The 14486-nt window shown below is 63.4% G+C and carries 16 protein-coding genes; 7 read left to right on the top strand and 9 right to left on the bottom strand.

What is annotated here, in order from left to right:
* Positions 1-24: 24 nt before the first annotated feature.
* The 4 genes from E8E68_RS04415 (at position 25) to E8E68_RS04400 (ending at position 2988) form a co-directional block, all read left to right on the top strand.
* A complete protein-coding gene (locus tag E8E68_RS04415; RefSeq protein ID WP_110745051.1) occupies positions 25-1059 on the top strand; it encodes an acyltransferase in 1035 nt (344 codons plus the stop codon).
* A 58-nt stretch (positions 1060-1117) separates the two neighbouring features.
* Positions 1118-1702: a Fe-S biogenesis protein NfuA gene (gene nfuA, locus E8E68_RS04410; RefSeq protein WP_003250416.1), complete on the top strand. Its 585-nt coding sequence runs from the start codon at positions 1118-1120 to the stop codon at positions 1700-1702.
* 194 nt (positions 1703-1896) lie between these two features.
* Positions 1897-2505, top strand: coding sequence for an SCO family protein (locus E8E68_RS04405; RefSeq protein WP_110745052.1), 609 nt, complete (start codon positions 1897-1899; stop codon positions 2503-2505).
* On the top strand, positions 2506-2988 hold the full coding sequence (locus E8E68_RS04400) for a copper chaperone PCu(A)C (protein WP_110745053.1): 483 nt from the start codon (positions 2506-2508) through the stop codon (positions 2986-2988).
* Between the two features lie 42 nt (positions 2989-3030).
* Here the strand turns inward: E8E68_RS04400 and E8E68_RS04395 are convergent, their stop codons facing one another.
* The 8 genes from E8E68_RS04395 to E8E68_RS04360 all read right to left on the bottom strand — a co-directional run bounded on the left by E8E68_RS04395 (position 3031) and on the right by E8E68_RS04360 (position 8732).
* Complete coding sequence (locus tag E8E68_RS04395) at positions 3031-3258, bottom strand: hypothetical protein (protein WP_023381060.1); 228 nt, start codon at positions 3256-3258, stop codon at positions 3031-3033.
* 68 nt (positions 3259-3326) lie between these two features.
* Positions 3327-4229, bottom strand: coding sequence for an AraC family transcriptional regulator (locus E8E68_RS04390; protein ID WP_266030301.1), 903 nt, complete (start codon positions 4227-4229; stop codon positions 3327-3329).
* Positions 4226-4540: an AzlD domain-containing protein gene (locus tag E8E68_RS04385; protein WP_266030300.1), complete on the bottom strand. Its 315-nt coding sequence runs from the start codon at positions 4538-4540 to the stop codon at positions 4226-4228. Before E8E68_RS04385 ends, E8E68_RS04390 begins: the two co-directional genes overlap by 4 nt.
* Positions 4537-5229, bottom strand: coding sequence for an AzlC family ABC transporter permease (locus E8E68_RS04380; protein ID WP_110745057.1), 693 nt, complete (start codon positions 5227-5229; stop codon positions 4537-4539). Before E8E68_RS04380 ends, E8E68_RS04385 begins: the two co-directional genes overlap by 4 nt.
* A 129-nt stretch (positions 5230-5358) precedes the next feature.
* Positions 5359-6054 carry a sel1 repeat family protein gene (locus E8E68_RS04375; protein WP_110745058.1) on the bottom strand — a complete coding sequence of 232 codons (696 nt, stop codon included), beginning with the start codon at positions 6052-6054 and terminating at the stop codon, positions 5359-5361.
* A 138-nt stretch (positions 6055-6192) separates the two neighbouring features.
* Entirely contained in the window at positions 6193-7275 is a 1083-nt protein-coding gene (locus tag E8E68_RS04370; RefSeq protein WP_266030296.1) for a hypothetical protein, read from the bottom strand.
* A 39-nt stretch (positions 7276-7314) separates the two neighbouring features.
* Entirely contained in the window at positions 7315-7941 is a 627-nt protein-coding gene (locus E8E68_RS04365; protein WP_110745060.1) for a LysE family translocator, read from the bottom strand.
* Positions 7942-7943: 2 nt separating this feature from the next.
* A complete protein-coding gene (locus tag E8E68_RS04360) occupies positions 7944-8732 on the bottom strand; it encodes a YqcI/YcgG family protein (protein WP_280339894.1) in 789 nt (262 codons plus the stop codon).
* Positions 8733-8892: 160 nt separating this feature from the next.
* Here E8E68_RS04360 and E8E68_RS04355 point away from each other — a divergent pair, with 160 nt between their 5' ends.
* Positions 8893-9813 carry a LysR substrate-binding domain-containing protein gene (locus tag E8E68_RS04355; protein ID WP_280339892.1) on the top strand — a complete coding sequence of 307 codons (921 nt, stop codon included), beginning with the start codon at positions 8893-8895 and terminating at the stop codon, positions 9811-9813.
* On the opposite strand, the gene E8E68_RS04350 is transcribed toward E8E68_RS04355, so the two are convergent.
* On the bottom strand, positions 9794-10690 hold the full coding sequence (locus E8E68_RS04350; RefSeq protein WP_266030481.1) for a LysR family transcriptional regulator: 897 nt from the start codon (positions 10688-10690) through the stop codon (positions 9794-9796). The two genes, E8E68_RS04355 and E8E68_RS04350, sit on opposite strands and share 20 nt — an antisense overlap.
* A gap of 116 nt (positions 10691-10806) precedes the next feature.
* Here E8E68_RS04350 and E8E68_RS04345 point away from each other — a divergent pair, with 116 nt between their 5' ends.
* Complete coding sequence (locus tag E8E68_RS04345; RefSeq protein WP_280339889.1) at positions 10807-11997, top strand: MFS transporter; 1191 nt, start codon at positions 10807-10809, stop codon at positions 11995-11997.
* A 66-nt stretch (positions 11998-12063) separates the two neighbouring features.
* Entirely contained in the window at positions 12064-14424 is a 2361-nt protein-coding gene (locus E8E68_RS04340; protein ID WP_280339887.1) for a DNA polymerase II, read from the top strand.
* Positions 14425-14486 lie beyond the last annotated feature (62 nt).

Below are 14486 nucleotides of genomic sequence, written 5' to 3'. Positions count from 1 at the left end.
GCACAGCCAAGCGCAGGGTATTTCATGCTGTATTCGCTTCAGGCACTGCGGGCGTTCGCCGCCTGGGTGGTGGTCTGCCACCACTTCATGCAGATCTTCTTCGACTTCCACGCCACCGGCCCTATCGGCCAGCTGCTCACCGACCGCGGTGCGGTGGGCGTCGACATCTTCTTCGTCATCAGCGGGCTGGTCATCTACCTGTCGACCCGCGACAAGGCGATCGAGCCGCGTCAGTTCCTGCTCAACCGCGTTCTGCGCATCGTTCCGGCTTACTGGTTCTACACAGCACTGATGAGCATACTGTTGCTGGCCTTCAGCCAATGGATGCCGCATCAGGAATTCACCTGGCACCATCTGTTGCTGTCGCTGGTCTTCGTCCCGGCGGAGAACCCCGGTGGGTATGGCCTTTACCCGACGCTGAACGTGGGCTGGACGCTGAACTTCGAAATGTTCTTCTACCTGCTGTTCGGCCTGGCGTTTCTGGTGCGTCAGCGGCACCACCTGCTGCTGGTCACTGCCGCGCTGCTATTGGTCAGCGAGGTGCTGGGGCGGCTGGGTGTGCTCAGCCGTTTCTACAACAACGACATCATCTATGAGTTCCTGCTCGGCATCGGTTTGGGCGTGCTGTATCGCCGTGGGCTGATCCGTGAGGGCCGCGGGTTGCCGCTGCTGGTGCTGGTGGTGGCAGGCCTGGCCATCTACCACCTGGATGCGTCGCAGCGGCTGCTGCACTGGGGCGTGCCGAGCGCGATGATCGTGCTGGCGTTCATTGCCCTGGAGCCGTGGTTCAAGGGCAACCGGTTGCTCAAGGCGCTGGGTGATTGCTCTTACTCGGTGTACCTGATCCATGTGCTGGTGCTGTATGCCGGCTGGTTCGCCAGCCAGCGCCTGCACCTGAACCCCTACCTGGTGTTCGCGCTGTGCGTGCCGTCCATTGGACTAATGTCGTGGTTCAGCTACCGCTGGCTGGAGCGCGGCCTGTACCGGCGCATGCAAGCCTGGCTGGCGGCGCCGCGGGAGCCGGCGGCGGAATATGCGCTTTCCCGAGTCAAATACTAGGACTTTGTTCAAGGGCCGGGTTGGCGTACACTTGGCGGCAAGTCTGTGAGGAACCTACATGAGCGCTATAACCATTACCGACGCCGCCCATGACTACCTGGCCGATCTGCTTTCCAAGCAGAATACGCCTGGCATCGGCATTCGCATTTTCATCACCCAGCCGGGCACCCAGTACGCAGAGACGTGCATTGCCTACTGCAAGCCGGGCGAAGAGAAGCCTGACGACACCGCCGTGGGTCTGAAGAGCTTCACCGCCTACCTGGACGCGGTCAGCGTGCCGTTCCTGGAGGATGCCCTGGTCGACTATGCCACCGACCGCATGGGTGGCCAGCTGACCATCAAGGCACCGAACGCCAAGGTGCCGATGGTCAACGAAGACAGCCCGATCAACGAGCGCATCAACTACTACCTGCAGACCGAGATCAACCCGGGCCTGGCCAGCCATGGCGGCCAGGTAAGCCTGGTGGACGTGGTCGACGACGGCATTGCCGTGCTGCAGTTCGGTGGTGGCTGCCAGGGTTGCGGCCAGGCCGATGTCACCCTGAAGGAAGGCATCGAGCGCACCCTGCTCGAGCGCATTCCGGAGCTCAAGGGCGTGCGTGACGTGACTGACCACAGCCAGAAAGAAAACGCCTACTACTGAGTTGAAGGCGCCTCCCTAGCAACAAAGTGTTACGGTTTCAACCCCTGCGACAACAGGCCGCAGCCCGTAATCAAAGGGCTGCAGGCCACCACCGCCTTGGTCGGGTAGAACCCCTCTGGGTGTCATGCCAGAATGCCCCGGTTTTCGACCGGCCCATCCCGAGGGCCGGCACCTTCCCTGTAAAGGATGGTTTCATGAATGATCTATATAGCCGGCGGGCAGTAGTCGCCGGCATGGGCGTTCTCGGGCTTGGCCTGCTTGCAGGCTGCAGCCCGGCCCGGGGGCTCGAGTTCAAGTACGGCAAGAACATGAGCAACGAAATCCTAGGGCGCAAGTTCAGCCTCAAGGACCCGCAAGGCAACGTGCGCACCCTGTCGAGCTTCTACGGCAGCATGCCGATGATCTTCTTCGGCTTCACCCAGTGCCCAGCGGTTTGCCCCACCACCCTGGCGCGTGCGGCGCAGATCCGCAAGACCCTGCGGGGCCGTGATCGCGACCTGTTCCAGGTGGTGTTCATCACCCTGGACCCGGAGCGCGACACCCCCGAGGTGTTGGATGCCTACGTCAAGGCCTTCGACCCGACGTTCATCGCGCTGACGGGTACACCGGAAGAAATTGCCGCGGTAGCCAAGGAATTCAAGGTGTTCTACGAGAAAGTCCCGGCCGGGGACACCTATACCATTTCTCATTCGTCCACCAGCTACGTCTACGATACACGTGGCACCCTGCGCCTGAGCCTGGGTCATTCCCTGAACGCCAAGGAATGCGCCGAAGACCTGGTCACCCTGATGGAGATTTGCTGAATGTCGATGCTACCGATCAAGCGCGGTCTGGCTGCCCTGGTCCTGGTGGGCCTGGCGCTCCCTGCCTTTGCCCAGACTACCGTAAGCGACGCCTGGGTACGTGCCAGCGTGCCGCACCAGCAGTCCACCGGTGCGTTCATGACCCTGACCGCCAGCAGCGACAGCAAGCTGGTAAGCGTGGCGTCGCCCGTGGCCAAGACCGTGCAGGTGCATGAAATGACCATGAACGGTGACGTCATGGGCATGCGTGAAGTGAAAGCCGTCCAGCTGCCAGCTGGCAAGGCCGTGACCCTGGACCCGAATGGCCTGCATGTCATGCTGATGGGCTTGGCCAACCAGGTGAAGGAAGGCGAGAAAGTGCCGCTGACCCTGACCATCGAAGATGCCAAGGGCGCCCAGGAAACCCTGGATGTGCAGGCCGAAGTGCGCGCGCTCAATGCCGAAGCGGGTGCCGGGCATGACCACATGCACATGAATCACTGACAGGCTGGAAACGTTGGGGCTGCACAGCAGCCCCCCTCTCGCTCAGCTGCGAAACCTGGGCAGCGGCCTGTCGAGGGTCAGCGAGGTCAAGGTCTTGCGAACCTGTGCCTCATCGGCCTCCAGGGCCTTGAGGCTTGCGCGGATCTTGCCGGCGGCGGGCATGTCGCCCTGCCGGTCGATCCAGTCGGCAATCTCCTTGCAGGCACTGCTCAGGCAGGCCTGACGCTGGTTCATCAGCGACAGGAGGGTGGTGAGCTCTCTTTCGGACATGGCAGGATCCTCCATTTCAGCCATCTCAGTGTAGCAGAGGGATGGTGTAGCCCTGCTTGTGGTTGCCGTCAGGATTCGACGGCACATGCGGGATCCGCTGCAACTGGCGTTGGGATTGTGAGTAGCCGGGTGGCCACGTTTGGGCTGACGCAAGCTTGCCGATAGGCCCCCGGTGAAACCCCGTAAGCCTGCTTGAATTGCCGGCTCAAATGGCTCTGGTCGGCGAAACCCAGGGCGAACGCCACTTCTGAAGCCACCCGCCCGCTCTTCAGCATTTCCCGCGCGCGCGCCAGGCGGCGCTGCTTCAGCCAGGCGTGCGGCGGCAGGCCTGTCGCCTGTCGAAACACCCGGGCGAAGTGGAACGGCGACAGGTTGACTGCTGCCGCCAGCGCTTCCAGTGAGGGTGGGTCTGCCAGTTGGCTTTCCAACAGTTCGCGGGCGCGGGCCACGGCCAGGGGTTCTTGACCAGGGGCCGAAGGCTCGGCGCATTGCCCGTGCCGTTGCACCAGGGCCAGCACCGCCTGGCGCCAGGCAGTCTGCTGCTGCAAGGCACTGGCGCCGGCCTCGGACAGCTGGTGCAGCTGGCTGAAGGCGATAGCCAGGGCCGGGTCGTGGATCACGCTGTCCCTGAAGCTCGGCATGCCGTGGCGGCCAAGCTCCAGTTCGTCCAGCACCCCGGTGACACGCTCGTGCTCAGGATAGAAGCCGCGGTAGCGCCAGCCCGCTTCGTGGGCAGTGGCGCCAGTGTGCAGCTCGTCCGGGTTGATCAGTACCATGCTGCCGACCGGCGCCAGGTGCTCGCTGCCACGATGCCAGAAGCGCTGGGCGCCGGACTCGATCACGGTGAATACAAAGCCTTCGTGCACATGTGGGGCGAAGCGCTGCTGGAAATACCGCGCGTGCAGCATCTCGACGTCGCCCAGGGCTGGCGCCTGCCACAGGTGTGTCTGCTCGCGCAGGGGCGTGGTCATGCCAGCCAGCTGCGCAGGATGAAAAAGATCAACATGCTCACCAGCATGCTCAGCAACACGCTACGGGTCAACAACACCAGGGCGATGGCCACCAGCGAACCCAGCAGGTAAGGGTTGAGCAGGCTCAGGTTGAGCTGGTGCTCGGGCATGAAGATGATCGGGCCGCAGATGGCAGTGAGCATCCCCGGTACGGCAAAGCCGAGGAACTGCCGGGCGTTGGAGCTCAGGCGCAAGGGCAGGCGTGGTTCCAGAAAGGCATAGCGGTTGAGGAACACGATGGCGCCCATGGCGAAAATCAGCATCCAGGTCATGTGCGGGCTCCGGCAAATTTCTGGCAGATGAAGCCGGCGCTCATGCCCAGCAGGCCTGCGGCGACCAGGGCGGTCTCCCAGTGCCAATAGCTGAACAGTACCGAACTGAACAACGACACGGCCACGCACACAACGGTGGCCAGGTTGCGCACCAGTGGGGCGATGAGGGCGACGAAGGTGGCGACGATAGAGAAGTCCAGGCCGAACTGGTCCAGGTGCGGAATGCTCTGGCCCAGCAGGATGCCGGCAAGGGTAAACAGGTTCCAGGCGACGTAGAAGGTCAGGCCCACCCCCAAGGCGTACCAGCGGTTGAACTGCTGCTGGTCGTACTGACTGGTCAGGGCAAAGAATTCGTCAGTCAGCAGAAAGCCCAGGCCCAAGCGCCAGCGCAGCGGCTGGCTGGACAGTACCGGGCGCATCGACAGGCCATAGAGCAGGTGCTGCGAGGTCAGCAGCAGGGTGGTGAGCAGGATCGATGCCAGGTTGGCACCCCCCTTTAGCATGCCGATGGCGACCAGTTGCGCGGCGCCGGCAAAGACGATGGCCGACAGCCCTTGCCCCTGCCAGGCGCTAAGGTTGGCCTCGATGGCCATGGAGCCAGCCAACAAGCCCCAGGGGGCGACAGCCAGGGACAGCGGGAGAATGGCGATGGCGCCGTGTAGAAAGGCTTGGCGGGCGACGTGGGGCATGATGGCTGCAGTACGTTTACGTGGCAGGCCAGCATGCCAGACGGGCGGGCGTGTGGCTTGAACGATCTTGCTCTCAAGTCATGCCCGTGGTCTGCACGCGGCAGTTCAACCTGTGCGTCCAGGCGAAGCTCAGGGATGACTGCTCAGGTGCTGCTGCGCCGTCACGCAGCCGTTGATCTCCACGGCCTTCTGCAGCAGGCTCAGGCGGTGCTGTGGGTCGAGGTCGCCGAGCAGCCGGTACACTTCGGCCTGGTAGTCGCGCTGACGCCCCCAGAGCATTTCCAGCCCTTGCGGGCGGCTGCGGTTGCAGGCCAGGCGGGTGGCCGGTTGCGGATAGTAGGGGGCGTAGACCGTGGCCATGCTGGGAATGGCCTCCAGCGCTGCGCGGTACTCACTGCTGGCGTTGTAGGGCCTGCACCAGGTAGCGATGGCGGGCGCCGGTGCGGCAAAGCCTTGCTGAAGGCTGGCTTGGAGCAACGGGCAGGCGGCCTCCGGAATTTGCGCAGCTGGCAGATAGGTCATGTAGTACAGCGCCAGGCGGTACTGTGCGACCGGGTGGCCGAGCTCGACCGATTTTTTCAGCAGGGCAACCGCTGTCGGCAGGGTATGCGCCAGGGCCTGCCCTTGGCGGCTGAGCTCGGGGTCGCCGCCGATGGCGGTGCGCAGCGTGCTGGCGCCGTCATCCTGGTTGTCGGCCTGCTCCAGCAGGGGCAGGGCCTGACGGTAGAGCAGGTCGGCATGAGGGTCGATGCTCACCTCCAGCGCGTGCGCAGCCAGCGGCATCAGGGCGATCAGCAATGGGGGCAGGCGTCGCACCAGGCTCACAGGCACACCCCGTTGATGGCCAGGTGCAGATGGACGGCTTCGATGTTCATGGCGGTCAAGCGTGCGCCTCGGGCAGATCGGAACGACGACGTATTCTAGCCACCCAAGGGGCCTGCCCGGAAGACCATCCGACGATTGTCAGGCCAGCCTGATCGGCGTGACCTTGCGCTGGCCGTGTTTTTCCTGGGCCAGGCCAAGCTTGGCGGTGATCACCTTGGCCAATGCATTGTTGCCCAGGTCGTTGAGGTGCAGGCGGTCGATGAACAGGTCGGCACCGAACACTGGCGAGCTGTTGAGCATGCAGTTCATGTCGTAGCAGGGCACGGGGTCGGCCTGGTTCTTGATGCGGCGGAAAAACGCCGAGTGCAACTGGCTGTCGAAAGCGCCGTCCAGCAGCCGGTCGAAGTTCGCCGGTTTTCGCTCCAGCGCGGCCAGCATGGCCTGCTCGCCAGCGGGCAGGGTGTCCCGGCACCAGGGGAGCAACGGTTGCAGGATGAAGGTGAGGGTGGCGTGGCTGTCGGCCAGCAGCCGCTCCCATTGGCGCAAGGTGCGGCCAATGTTGTCGGCGGCACGGGCCAGGCGTTTTTCCGGGGACGACAGGGGCCAGCTGGCCGGGGCTGCGACCTCAGGGCTGGCCAAGGCCTGGGCGATGCGCCGCCACAGCGAGTGCCGGCGGGGTACAGCAGCGGGCTGCATGCCTTCGCTGAAGCTGTTGAGATAATCCTGGTAAGCCTGGGCGTGTTGCGGGTCGCCAGCGCTGGCGAGGACTTCGCTCAGGGCTTCGTGAGCCAGGCTGTTGAGGCCGCTGAGCACCACCACATGCCCCAACTGGCCAAGGCGATGCTGGTGGGTGAGGAACATCAGCAGCTCCTGGCTGGCATTGAGCCCGCAGCCGGCCAGGCTCAGCCAGACCTCGCCGGTGAGCATCGACAGGTGCGAGGCCACGGTGTGCTCGTCGGAGCTGGCGCCGATACCCAGGGCCGTGGAACCGCCGACCAGCAGGTTGACCCGCGAGGCGCCGCCACGTTCGGCCGGCGAAAAGCGCTTGCCGGCGCAATGGCTGTAGCGCAGGCCCAAGGCATCGGTATTGATGGTGCCCGAGCGGTAGCCGGTTTCGTGCACATGCACGGTGTGTGGGGCACGGCGGCTACCCAGCAGTAGGAAACGCTGGTAGTCCTGTTGCAACGGCGAAGGAAGCGGGCTTGTGTCAATCGCGGTCATGCTCTCTCCTGCGGTTGCGTCGTCTGCTGCGCATGGGTTTCAGGCCGTCAGTTCCTTGAAGTTGTACAGCAGGCCGCCGGCCGCGATCAGCAGCAGGGCGACCCCGGAGGCCAGGCTGATGAAGCGGTTGCTGCGTTGCGATGCGATCTTGCCGATGGCGAAGATGTACAGGCTGAGCACGGCGAAATCGATGGCCACCCACAGCAGCGACAGCACCACCATGCTCTTGCCGAACGACTCGGTGATCTGGATGAACTGAGGGAAGAAGGCGATGAAGAAAATGATGTCCTTGGGGTTGGAAATGCCCACCATGAAGCCTTGCAGCAGCCCGCCACGGGTGGGTTTTGCAGCGTCGCTGGTGGCCTCTGACGCAGGTGCCTGCAGGGCGTCCTTCAATGTGCCCACGGCGATGTAGCCGATGAACAGGCAGCCAAGCAGGCTCATGATGCTGAGCCAGGCCTTGTCGATGGCCGCGCTGGTGAGGATGATCCAGGCCGCCGCGCCGATGAGCACCAGTGACGCCCAGTTGGTGCCGACGGCGGTGAACATGGCCTTGCGTGAGCCGGAGGCGGCCGCTGTATTGACGATTAGCGCCACCACCGGGCCGGGGGTAGCGATCAGCAGCAGGACAGTAAGGGCGTAGGTGGCGGTGAGTGCGGTATTCACGGTCAGTTCTCGATCTGTATGTCGGGTGTCGCCTGATGTGCGGCATGGGCATGGAACGGGCAGCGGGACGGGTTGAGCGAGCCTGCTTCCTGCAGTTGATACTGCTTCCACTCGTAGTTGTCGGTATCGCCGAAGGCACCAAGCGTGTCGGGCACCACGCCGTCGTTGTAGTGGTGCACGCGCTCGCGAATGCGGGCGCGAATTCGCCGGCCACTTTCGCTTTCGGCGTTGGCGACTTCGTCGAAGTTTTCCCTTGGGTTGATGACGAAGGTGATGTGCTGGCCCAGGTTGCGGCTTTTCATGTGCTGGTGGCCGGGAAAATTCATGTTGATGAACAGTGCCATGCCGGCATAGCAGAACGACCAGGCGTTATCCTCGGGGTCGGTCGGGATGCCCTGCGGCCAAGGGTGGGGGTCGCGTGCATGCACGCCGCGCAGCACCTTCCAGGCCAGTGCCTGTTGCTCAGCCAGATTGCTGGCGGTGGCTGTCTCGAGGAACACCACCAGCGGGCTGCCGATGCGCTGCTTGGGTGTGATGGGGGCGACGGTGCGCACATAATCGGCCAGGCCTTGGGCGATATCGTCAGCCAGTTGTTCGGCGCGGGCGAAGAGGATGTGGCAGGTTTCACCGTTAACCGCCTTGCGGCCAAACAAGCAGGGAAACTCAGGGTTGGCGAGGACACTGCGAAAATGTTCTACAGTCTTGTAAGTCCAGTGTTGCGTGTTGTATCCATGTTCAGCGGCGAGCTCTAGCGCATCCAGGCGATAGCAATTTCCATATCCCGTAAACATGATTTCCCCAGGCGTTGAATTAAGTAAACGTTCCAGTCATATGCAGGCAGGATCTTGGATATGTTTATTATTTACCTGCATTTTCCGGAACACACTTGACGTTGTAAAACGCGTGGAACTATGACCTACTATTAGTCTTGCTCATGCTCGGGATGTCGCGATGTCAGAACGAATTCAGGCCTTGCACGCGCTGCGTGCATTCGAGGTGGCCTCTCGCTATGGCTCATTTACCCGCGCAGCGGAAGAGCTGGCCTTGACCCAGGGGGCCGTCAGCCACCACATCAAGACCCTCGAAGCCATGTTCGGCTGTGACCTGTTCGAGCGGCGCGGGCCCAAGCTGAGCCTGACCGAGCACGGCCGCCTGCTGGCGCAAGAGCTCAAAGTTGGCTTCAAGATCATCGAGAATGCCTGCGCACTGCTGCGCCAGGACCGCTATGGTCTGCGCCTGAAGGCCCCGTCCACGCTCACCGTCCGCTGGCTGCTGCGGGCGCTGGACGGGTTCAAGAAGCATGAAGACAACTGCACCGTTCAGCTGTCGAGCGTCTGGATGGACATCGACAGCGTGGACTTCTATTCCGAGCCCTACGACTGCGCCATTCTCCTGGCCAGTGGGCGGTTCCCCGCCGATATCGAGTGCTTCAAGCTGTTCGATGAATGGCTCATCCCGGTGTGCCACCCGGATTACATGGCGCAGGCGCAACCGGCCCTGAGCGACCTGACCCGGTGCGAGTTCCTGCATCCGTCCCCCGACCGCCGCGACTGGCGGCGCTGGCTGGCGCGGATGGACGCGCTGGACATCAGCATCGACCAGGGCCAGGTGTTCGACACCCTCGACCAGGGCATCTCGGCCGCGCAGCAGGGCCTGGGTATTTCGGTGGTCGACCTGGTGCTGGCCAGTGCCGACCTGGCGGCCGGGCGCCTGGTCACGCCGTACAAGCACGCAGTGGCCACTGGCGACGGGTACTACATGACCTGGCTCAAGGCCAGCCCCAAGGCGCGACAGATGCACAAGCTGCGCGACTTCCTGCTGGGCCAGGTGCCGCCGCTGGTCTGCAAGGACATCAACTACCTGTACGGTTGAATACCCGATCGAGCATGAAATCGATGAATACCCGCAACTTTGGCGGCACCTGCCGCCCGGACGGCCACAGCAGATAGAAGCTGCCGCGCCGTTCCATGAAGTCGTCGAGGACACTGACCAGTGAGCCATTGCCCAGTTCACGACCCACGTTGAAGTCAGGCAGGCAGGTAATGCCGCGGTGGTTCAAGGCAAAGCAGACGCGCGTTTCGACGTGGTTGCAGACCATCGAGATGGGGATGTCATAGGTTTGCTCGGGATGCTCCTGGCGCAGCGGCCAGGTTTCCAGCTTGCCGTTGCTGGGGAAGCGATAATGCAGGCAGCTATGCGCCGCCAGGTCGCGTGGGTGCAAGGGTGTGCCGCGTTCGCGCAGGTACTCGGGCGAGGCCACCAGGCGGTGCTGAAAGTGCCCCAGGAATTTGGCGCTTAGCCGGGAATCCACCGGCTGCCCGCCGCGCATCACCACATCGAAGCCTTCGCCGACGATATCCACCATGCGATCGGAGAAGTCCAGGTCCAGTTCAACCTGTGGGTACAGTGCCATGAACTCGGCCAGTGCCGGCATTACCAGTCTGGTCACCTGCGGCATGCTCACCCGCAGGCGCCCGCGCGGCGTTTCGCTGGCCTGCGACAGTTCCTGCTCGGTGGCCTCGATTTCGGCAAGGATGCGCCGGCTGCGTTCGAGGAACATCGCGCCTTCAGCGGTGAGGGTAATGCTGCGTGTGCTGCGGTGGAACAGGCGCACGCCCAGGCGGCTTTCCAGCCGCGCCACGCGCTTGCCCACTGCCGAGGCACTGATCCCCAGTGACTGGCTGGCGGCCACGAAGCTGCGGGTTTCGGCCACCCGATTGAAGACCACGAAGCCACTGAGGCTGTCCATGTCGCATTCCTGATTGCGGACGCTGAGGTCCTGGGTGAGCGGCATTGTAACCGTCTTTTTCCGCAATGGCCTTGTCTGCAGACTGTTCGCCTTGTTTCCCACTCAAGGCATTTGCAATGTCCCAGACTTCTTCCGCACCGTTGCTGGCCGCCAGCCATGAACGTCTGCCCGTAGGCGGACTGCTGGCGCTGGCCATGACCGGTTTCATCGCCATTCTCAGTGAAACCCTGCCGGCGGGTCTGCTTGACCAGATCGCCGATGGCATGCACATCAGCCAGGCCATGGCTGGGCAATGGGTCACGGCGTACGCCCTGGGCTCGCTACTGACCGCCATCCCGTTGGTGACGTTGACCCAAGGCTGGTATCGGCGCCGGGCGCTGTTGCTGGCGATCATCGGCTTCGTGCTGTTCAACGGGCTGACGGCCTTGTCGGACTCCAACGGGCTGACCCTGGTGCTGCGCTTTTTCACGGGGGCTGCGGCCGGCCTGGCATGGGGCCTGATCGCTGGCCATGCCCGGCGCATGGTGCCGGTGCCGTTGCAGGGCCGGGCCATGGCGCTGGCCATGCTCGGGCAACCGATTGCCCTGTCGCTCGGTTTGCCGATTGCGACCTGGTTGGGAGCGGGGTTGGGCTGGCGCGCGACGTTCGTGGTCGTCACCTTAGTGGCGTTGCTGCTGGTGGTGTGGGTGTTGCGATCCGTGCCCGACTATCCGGGGCAGGCTGCCGGCAAGCGCCCGTCGGCCATGCAGGTACTGCGCACGCCGGGGGTGTTGATTGTATTGCTGGTGATCCTCACCTGGATCCTTGGCCATAACATTCTCTACACCTATATCGTGCCGTTGCTGGCAGCGGCGGGCATGTCTGCGAAGATTGGCCCTGCGCTGATGGTATTTGGTCTGGCGGCGCTGGCCGGGATCGGCCTGGTAGGGCTGCTGGTCGACCGACACCTGCGCAAGCTGGTGTTGCTGAGCCTGGCCGGTTTTGCCTTGGCCACGCTGGCATTGGGGCAGGCATCGTCGTGGCTTGTGTACTTGAGTATCGCCTTGTGGGGAATGACCTATGGCGGCGCCCCGACCCTGCTGCAGACAGCGTGCGCCGACGCAGCAGGCCAAGGTGGTGATGTGGCGCAGTCGATGCTGGTGACGGTGTGGAACAGCGCCATTGCCCTGGGCGGGATCATTGGCGGATTGCTGCTGGCTGGGGCAGGCGTGGCGTGGTTTGGCGGGGTGGTGCTGGTGTTGATTGCCTTGGCCTGGCTGCTGGCTGCGGCTGGACGGAAAAGCGGTTTTGTGGCGGGCAGGCGCTAAAACACTCATGCCAGGCACGACACAGGTAGAATAACCGCATCTACAGACAATCCAGAGGTCGACGCAGTGGAGTTGCAGCAGGGTTTTGTCCTGACCCGGCATTGGCACGATACGCCGGAGGGCACCTGCGTGGAGTTCTGGCTGGCCACCGATGCCGGGCCGCGGCTGTTGCGGCTGGCTGCGCAGGAGTCGGTGGCTTTCATTCCCCAGGCGCAGGCCGAGCACGCCCGTGTGTTGCTGGCCAACGAAACAGGGGCGAAGCTCAAGCCACTGCGCCTGAAGGACTTCGAGCATCGCCCGATGCTCGGCCTGTATACCCGCCAACATCGCCAGTTGATGCAACTGGAACAGCGTCTGCGCACAGCCGGTATCGACGTGTTCGAGGCCGATATCCGGCCGCCGGAGCGTTACCTCATGGAGCGCTTCATCACGGCACCGGTGCAGTTCACTGGCCAGCCGGATGCGCAGGGCGTTTACCGGGACGCCCAGCTCAAGCCGCAGCCAGGCTATCGCCCGGTGCTGCGCCTGGTGTCGTTGGACATCGAGACCAGCGAGCGTGGCGAGCTGTACAGCATCGCCTTGGAGGGTTGCGGCCAGCGCCAGGTGTACATGCTCGGCCCGGCCAACGGCGGTGCCAGCGGGCTTGACTTCGACCTGGAGTATTGCGCTGATCGCGCCGCTTTGATCACCCGCCTCAACCAGTGGATGGCCAGGCATGACCCGGACGCGATCATCGGCTGGAACCTGGTGCAGTTCGACCTGCGCCTGCTGCATGAACACGCCAAGTCGTTGCAGGTGCCACTTGCCCTGGGGCGCAACGGTGCGGTCATGACCCTGCGTAGCCATGCCGGTGGAGGTCACGTTTTTGCCGATGCGCCGGGGCGTTTGCTGATCGATGGCATCGAGGCGTTGCGTTCGGCTACCTGGAGTTTTCCCTCGTTCAGCCTGGAGAACGTTGCCCAGACCCTGCTGGGCGAAGGCAAGGCCATCGACACACCGTACCAACGCATGGACGAGATCAACCGACGCTTCGCCGAAGACAAACCGGCACTGGCGCGCTACAACCTGAAGGACTGCGAACTGGTCACGCGTATTTTCGCCCATACCCGGCTACTCGACTTCCTGCTGGAGCGTGCGTCGGTGACGGGGCTGGCCGTAGACCGCAGCGGTGGGTCGGTGGCCGCGTTCTGCCATTTGTACATGCCCCAGATGCACCGGCTTGGCTTTGTCGCCCCCAGCCTTGGCAGCCGCCCGGACGAAGCCAGCCCCGGCGGTTTTGTCATGGACTCGCGCCCGGGGCTTTACGATTCAGTGCTGGTGCTGGACTACAAGAGCCTGTATCCATCGATTATCCGTACCTTTCTCATCGACCCGGTCGGGCTGATCGAAGGCCTGCGTCAGCCCGACGACGCACATTCGGTCGAGGGCTTTCGCGGTGGGCGTTTTTCACGCACACAGCACTGCCTGCCAGCCATCGTCGAACGGGTGTGGCAGGGCAGGGAAGCAGCCAAGCGCGAGGGCAATGCGCCGTTGTCACAGGCGTTGAAAATCATCATGAATGCCTTTTATGGCGTGCTGGGCTCCAGCGGTTGCCGTTTCTTCGACCCGCGCCTGGCGTCGTCCATCACCATGCGCGGCCACCAGATCATGCGCCAGACCAGGTCCCTGATCGAGGCGTGTGGCTACGATGTGATCTACGGTGACACCGACTCCACCTTTGTCTGGCTCAAGGGTGCCCACGCCGAGGAGGACGCGGCGCGCATCGGCCGCGAGCTGGTGGCAAAGGTCAACCAATGGTGGCAAGCCCATCTGCACGAGACCATGAACCTGCAGAGCGCCCTCGAACTGCAGTTCGAGGTGCACTACCGACGCTTCCTGATGCCCACCATCCGCGGTACCGATGAAGGCAGCAAAAAGCGTTATGCCGGCCTGGTACAGCGGGCCGACGGTTCGCAAGAGATGGTTTACAAGGGCCTCGAATCGGTGCGCACCGACTGGTCACCGCTGGCCCGGCAGTTTCAGCAGGAGCTTTACGGCCGTGTGTTCCGCGGCGAGCCCTACCGAGATTATGTCCGTGAATACGTGCGGCGAACGTTGGCGGGCGAGCAGGACGATCTGCTGGTTTATCGCAAACGCCTGCGTCGCCCGTTGGCCGATTACCAGCGCAACGTGCCGCCACATGTGCGCGCCGCCCGGCTTGCGGACGATTACAACAGGCGCCTGCAGCGCCCCCTGCAGTACCAGCGTGGTGGCTGGATCAGTTACCTGATCACTACCGCTGGCCCGGAGCCGCTGGAAAACCTGCAGGCCGCAATCGACTACGACCACTACATCAGCCGTCAGCTGATGCCGGTGGCAGATGCCATCCTGCCCTTTGTCGGTGATGATTTCGCTCGCCTTACCGACCATCAGTTACTGCTGTTCTGAATGGGTGGTAGATAGCTAGGCGTCAGCACCAGGCTGCACGCTTCAGACTCGTGCCTCCATGT

The organism is Pseudomonas sp. BN607, assembly GCF_029871175.1.
Taxonomy (GTDB): Bacteria; Pseudomonadota; Gammaproteobacteria; order Pseudomonadales; family Pseudomonadaceae; genus Aquipseudomonas.
The sequence above is the reverse complement of the archived record's forward strand: the minus strand, read 5'-3'. Positions and strand labels throughout refer to the sequence as shown.

Excerpts from the sequence above, each read along its gene's own strand:
- E8E68_RS04390 (WP_266030301.1), bottom strand. The coding sequence starts at position 4,229 with ATGACCACGCCCCTGCGCGAGCAGACACACCTGTGGCAGGCGCCAGCC.
- E8E68_RS04355 (WP_280339892.1), top strand. The coding sequence starts at position 8,893 with ATGTCAGAACGAATTCAGGCCTTGCACGCGCTGCGTGCATTCGAGGTG.
- E8E68_RS04405 (WP_110745052.1), top strand. The coding sequence starts at position 1,897 with ATGAATGATCTATATAGCCGGCGGGCAGTAGTCGCCGGCATGGGCGTT.
- nfuA (WP_003250416.1), top strand. The coding sequence starts at position 1,118 with ATGAGCGCTATAACCATTACCGACGCCGCCCATGACTACCTGGCCGAT.
- E8E68_RS04360 (WP_280339894.1), bottom strand. The coding sequence starts at position 8,732 with ATGTTTACGGGATATGGAAATTGCTATCGCCTGGATGCGCTAGAGCTC.
- E8E68_RS04415 (WP_110745051.1), top strand. The coding sequence starts at position 25 with ATGCTGTATTCGCTTCAGGCACTGCGGGCGTTCGCCGCCTGGGTGGTG.
- E8E68_RS04400 (WP_110745053.1), top strand. The coding sequence starts at position 2,506 with ATGTCGATGCTACCGATCAAGCGCGGTCTGGCTGCCCTGGTCCTGGTG.
- E8E68_RS04370 (WP_266030296.1), bottom strand. The coding sequence starts at position 7,275 with ATGACCGCGATTGACACAAGCCCGCTTCCTTCGCCGTTGCAACAGGAC.
- E8E68_RS04395 (WP_023381060.1), bottom strand. The coding sequence starts at position 3,258 with ATGTCCGAAAGAGAGCTCACCACCCTCCTGTCGCTGATGAACCAGCGT.
- E8E68_RS04350 (WP_266030481.1), bottom strand. The coding sequence starts at position 10,690 with ATGGACAGCCTCAGTGGCTTCGTGGTCTTCAATCGGGTGGCCGAAACC.
- E8E68_RS04385 (WP_266030300.1), bottom strand. The coding sequence starts at position 4,540 with ATGACCTGGATGCTGATTTTCGCCATGGGCGCCATCGTGTTCCTCAAC.
- E8E68_RS04345 (WP_280339889.1), top strand. The coding sequence starts at position 10,807 with ATGTCCCAGACTTCTTCCGCACCGTTGCTGGCCGCCAGCCATGAACGT.
- E8E68_RS04380 (WP_110745057.1), bottom strand. The coding sequence starts at position 5,229 with ATGCCCCACGTCGCCCGCCAAGCCTTTCTACACGGCGCCATCGCCATT.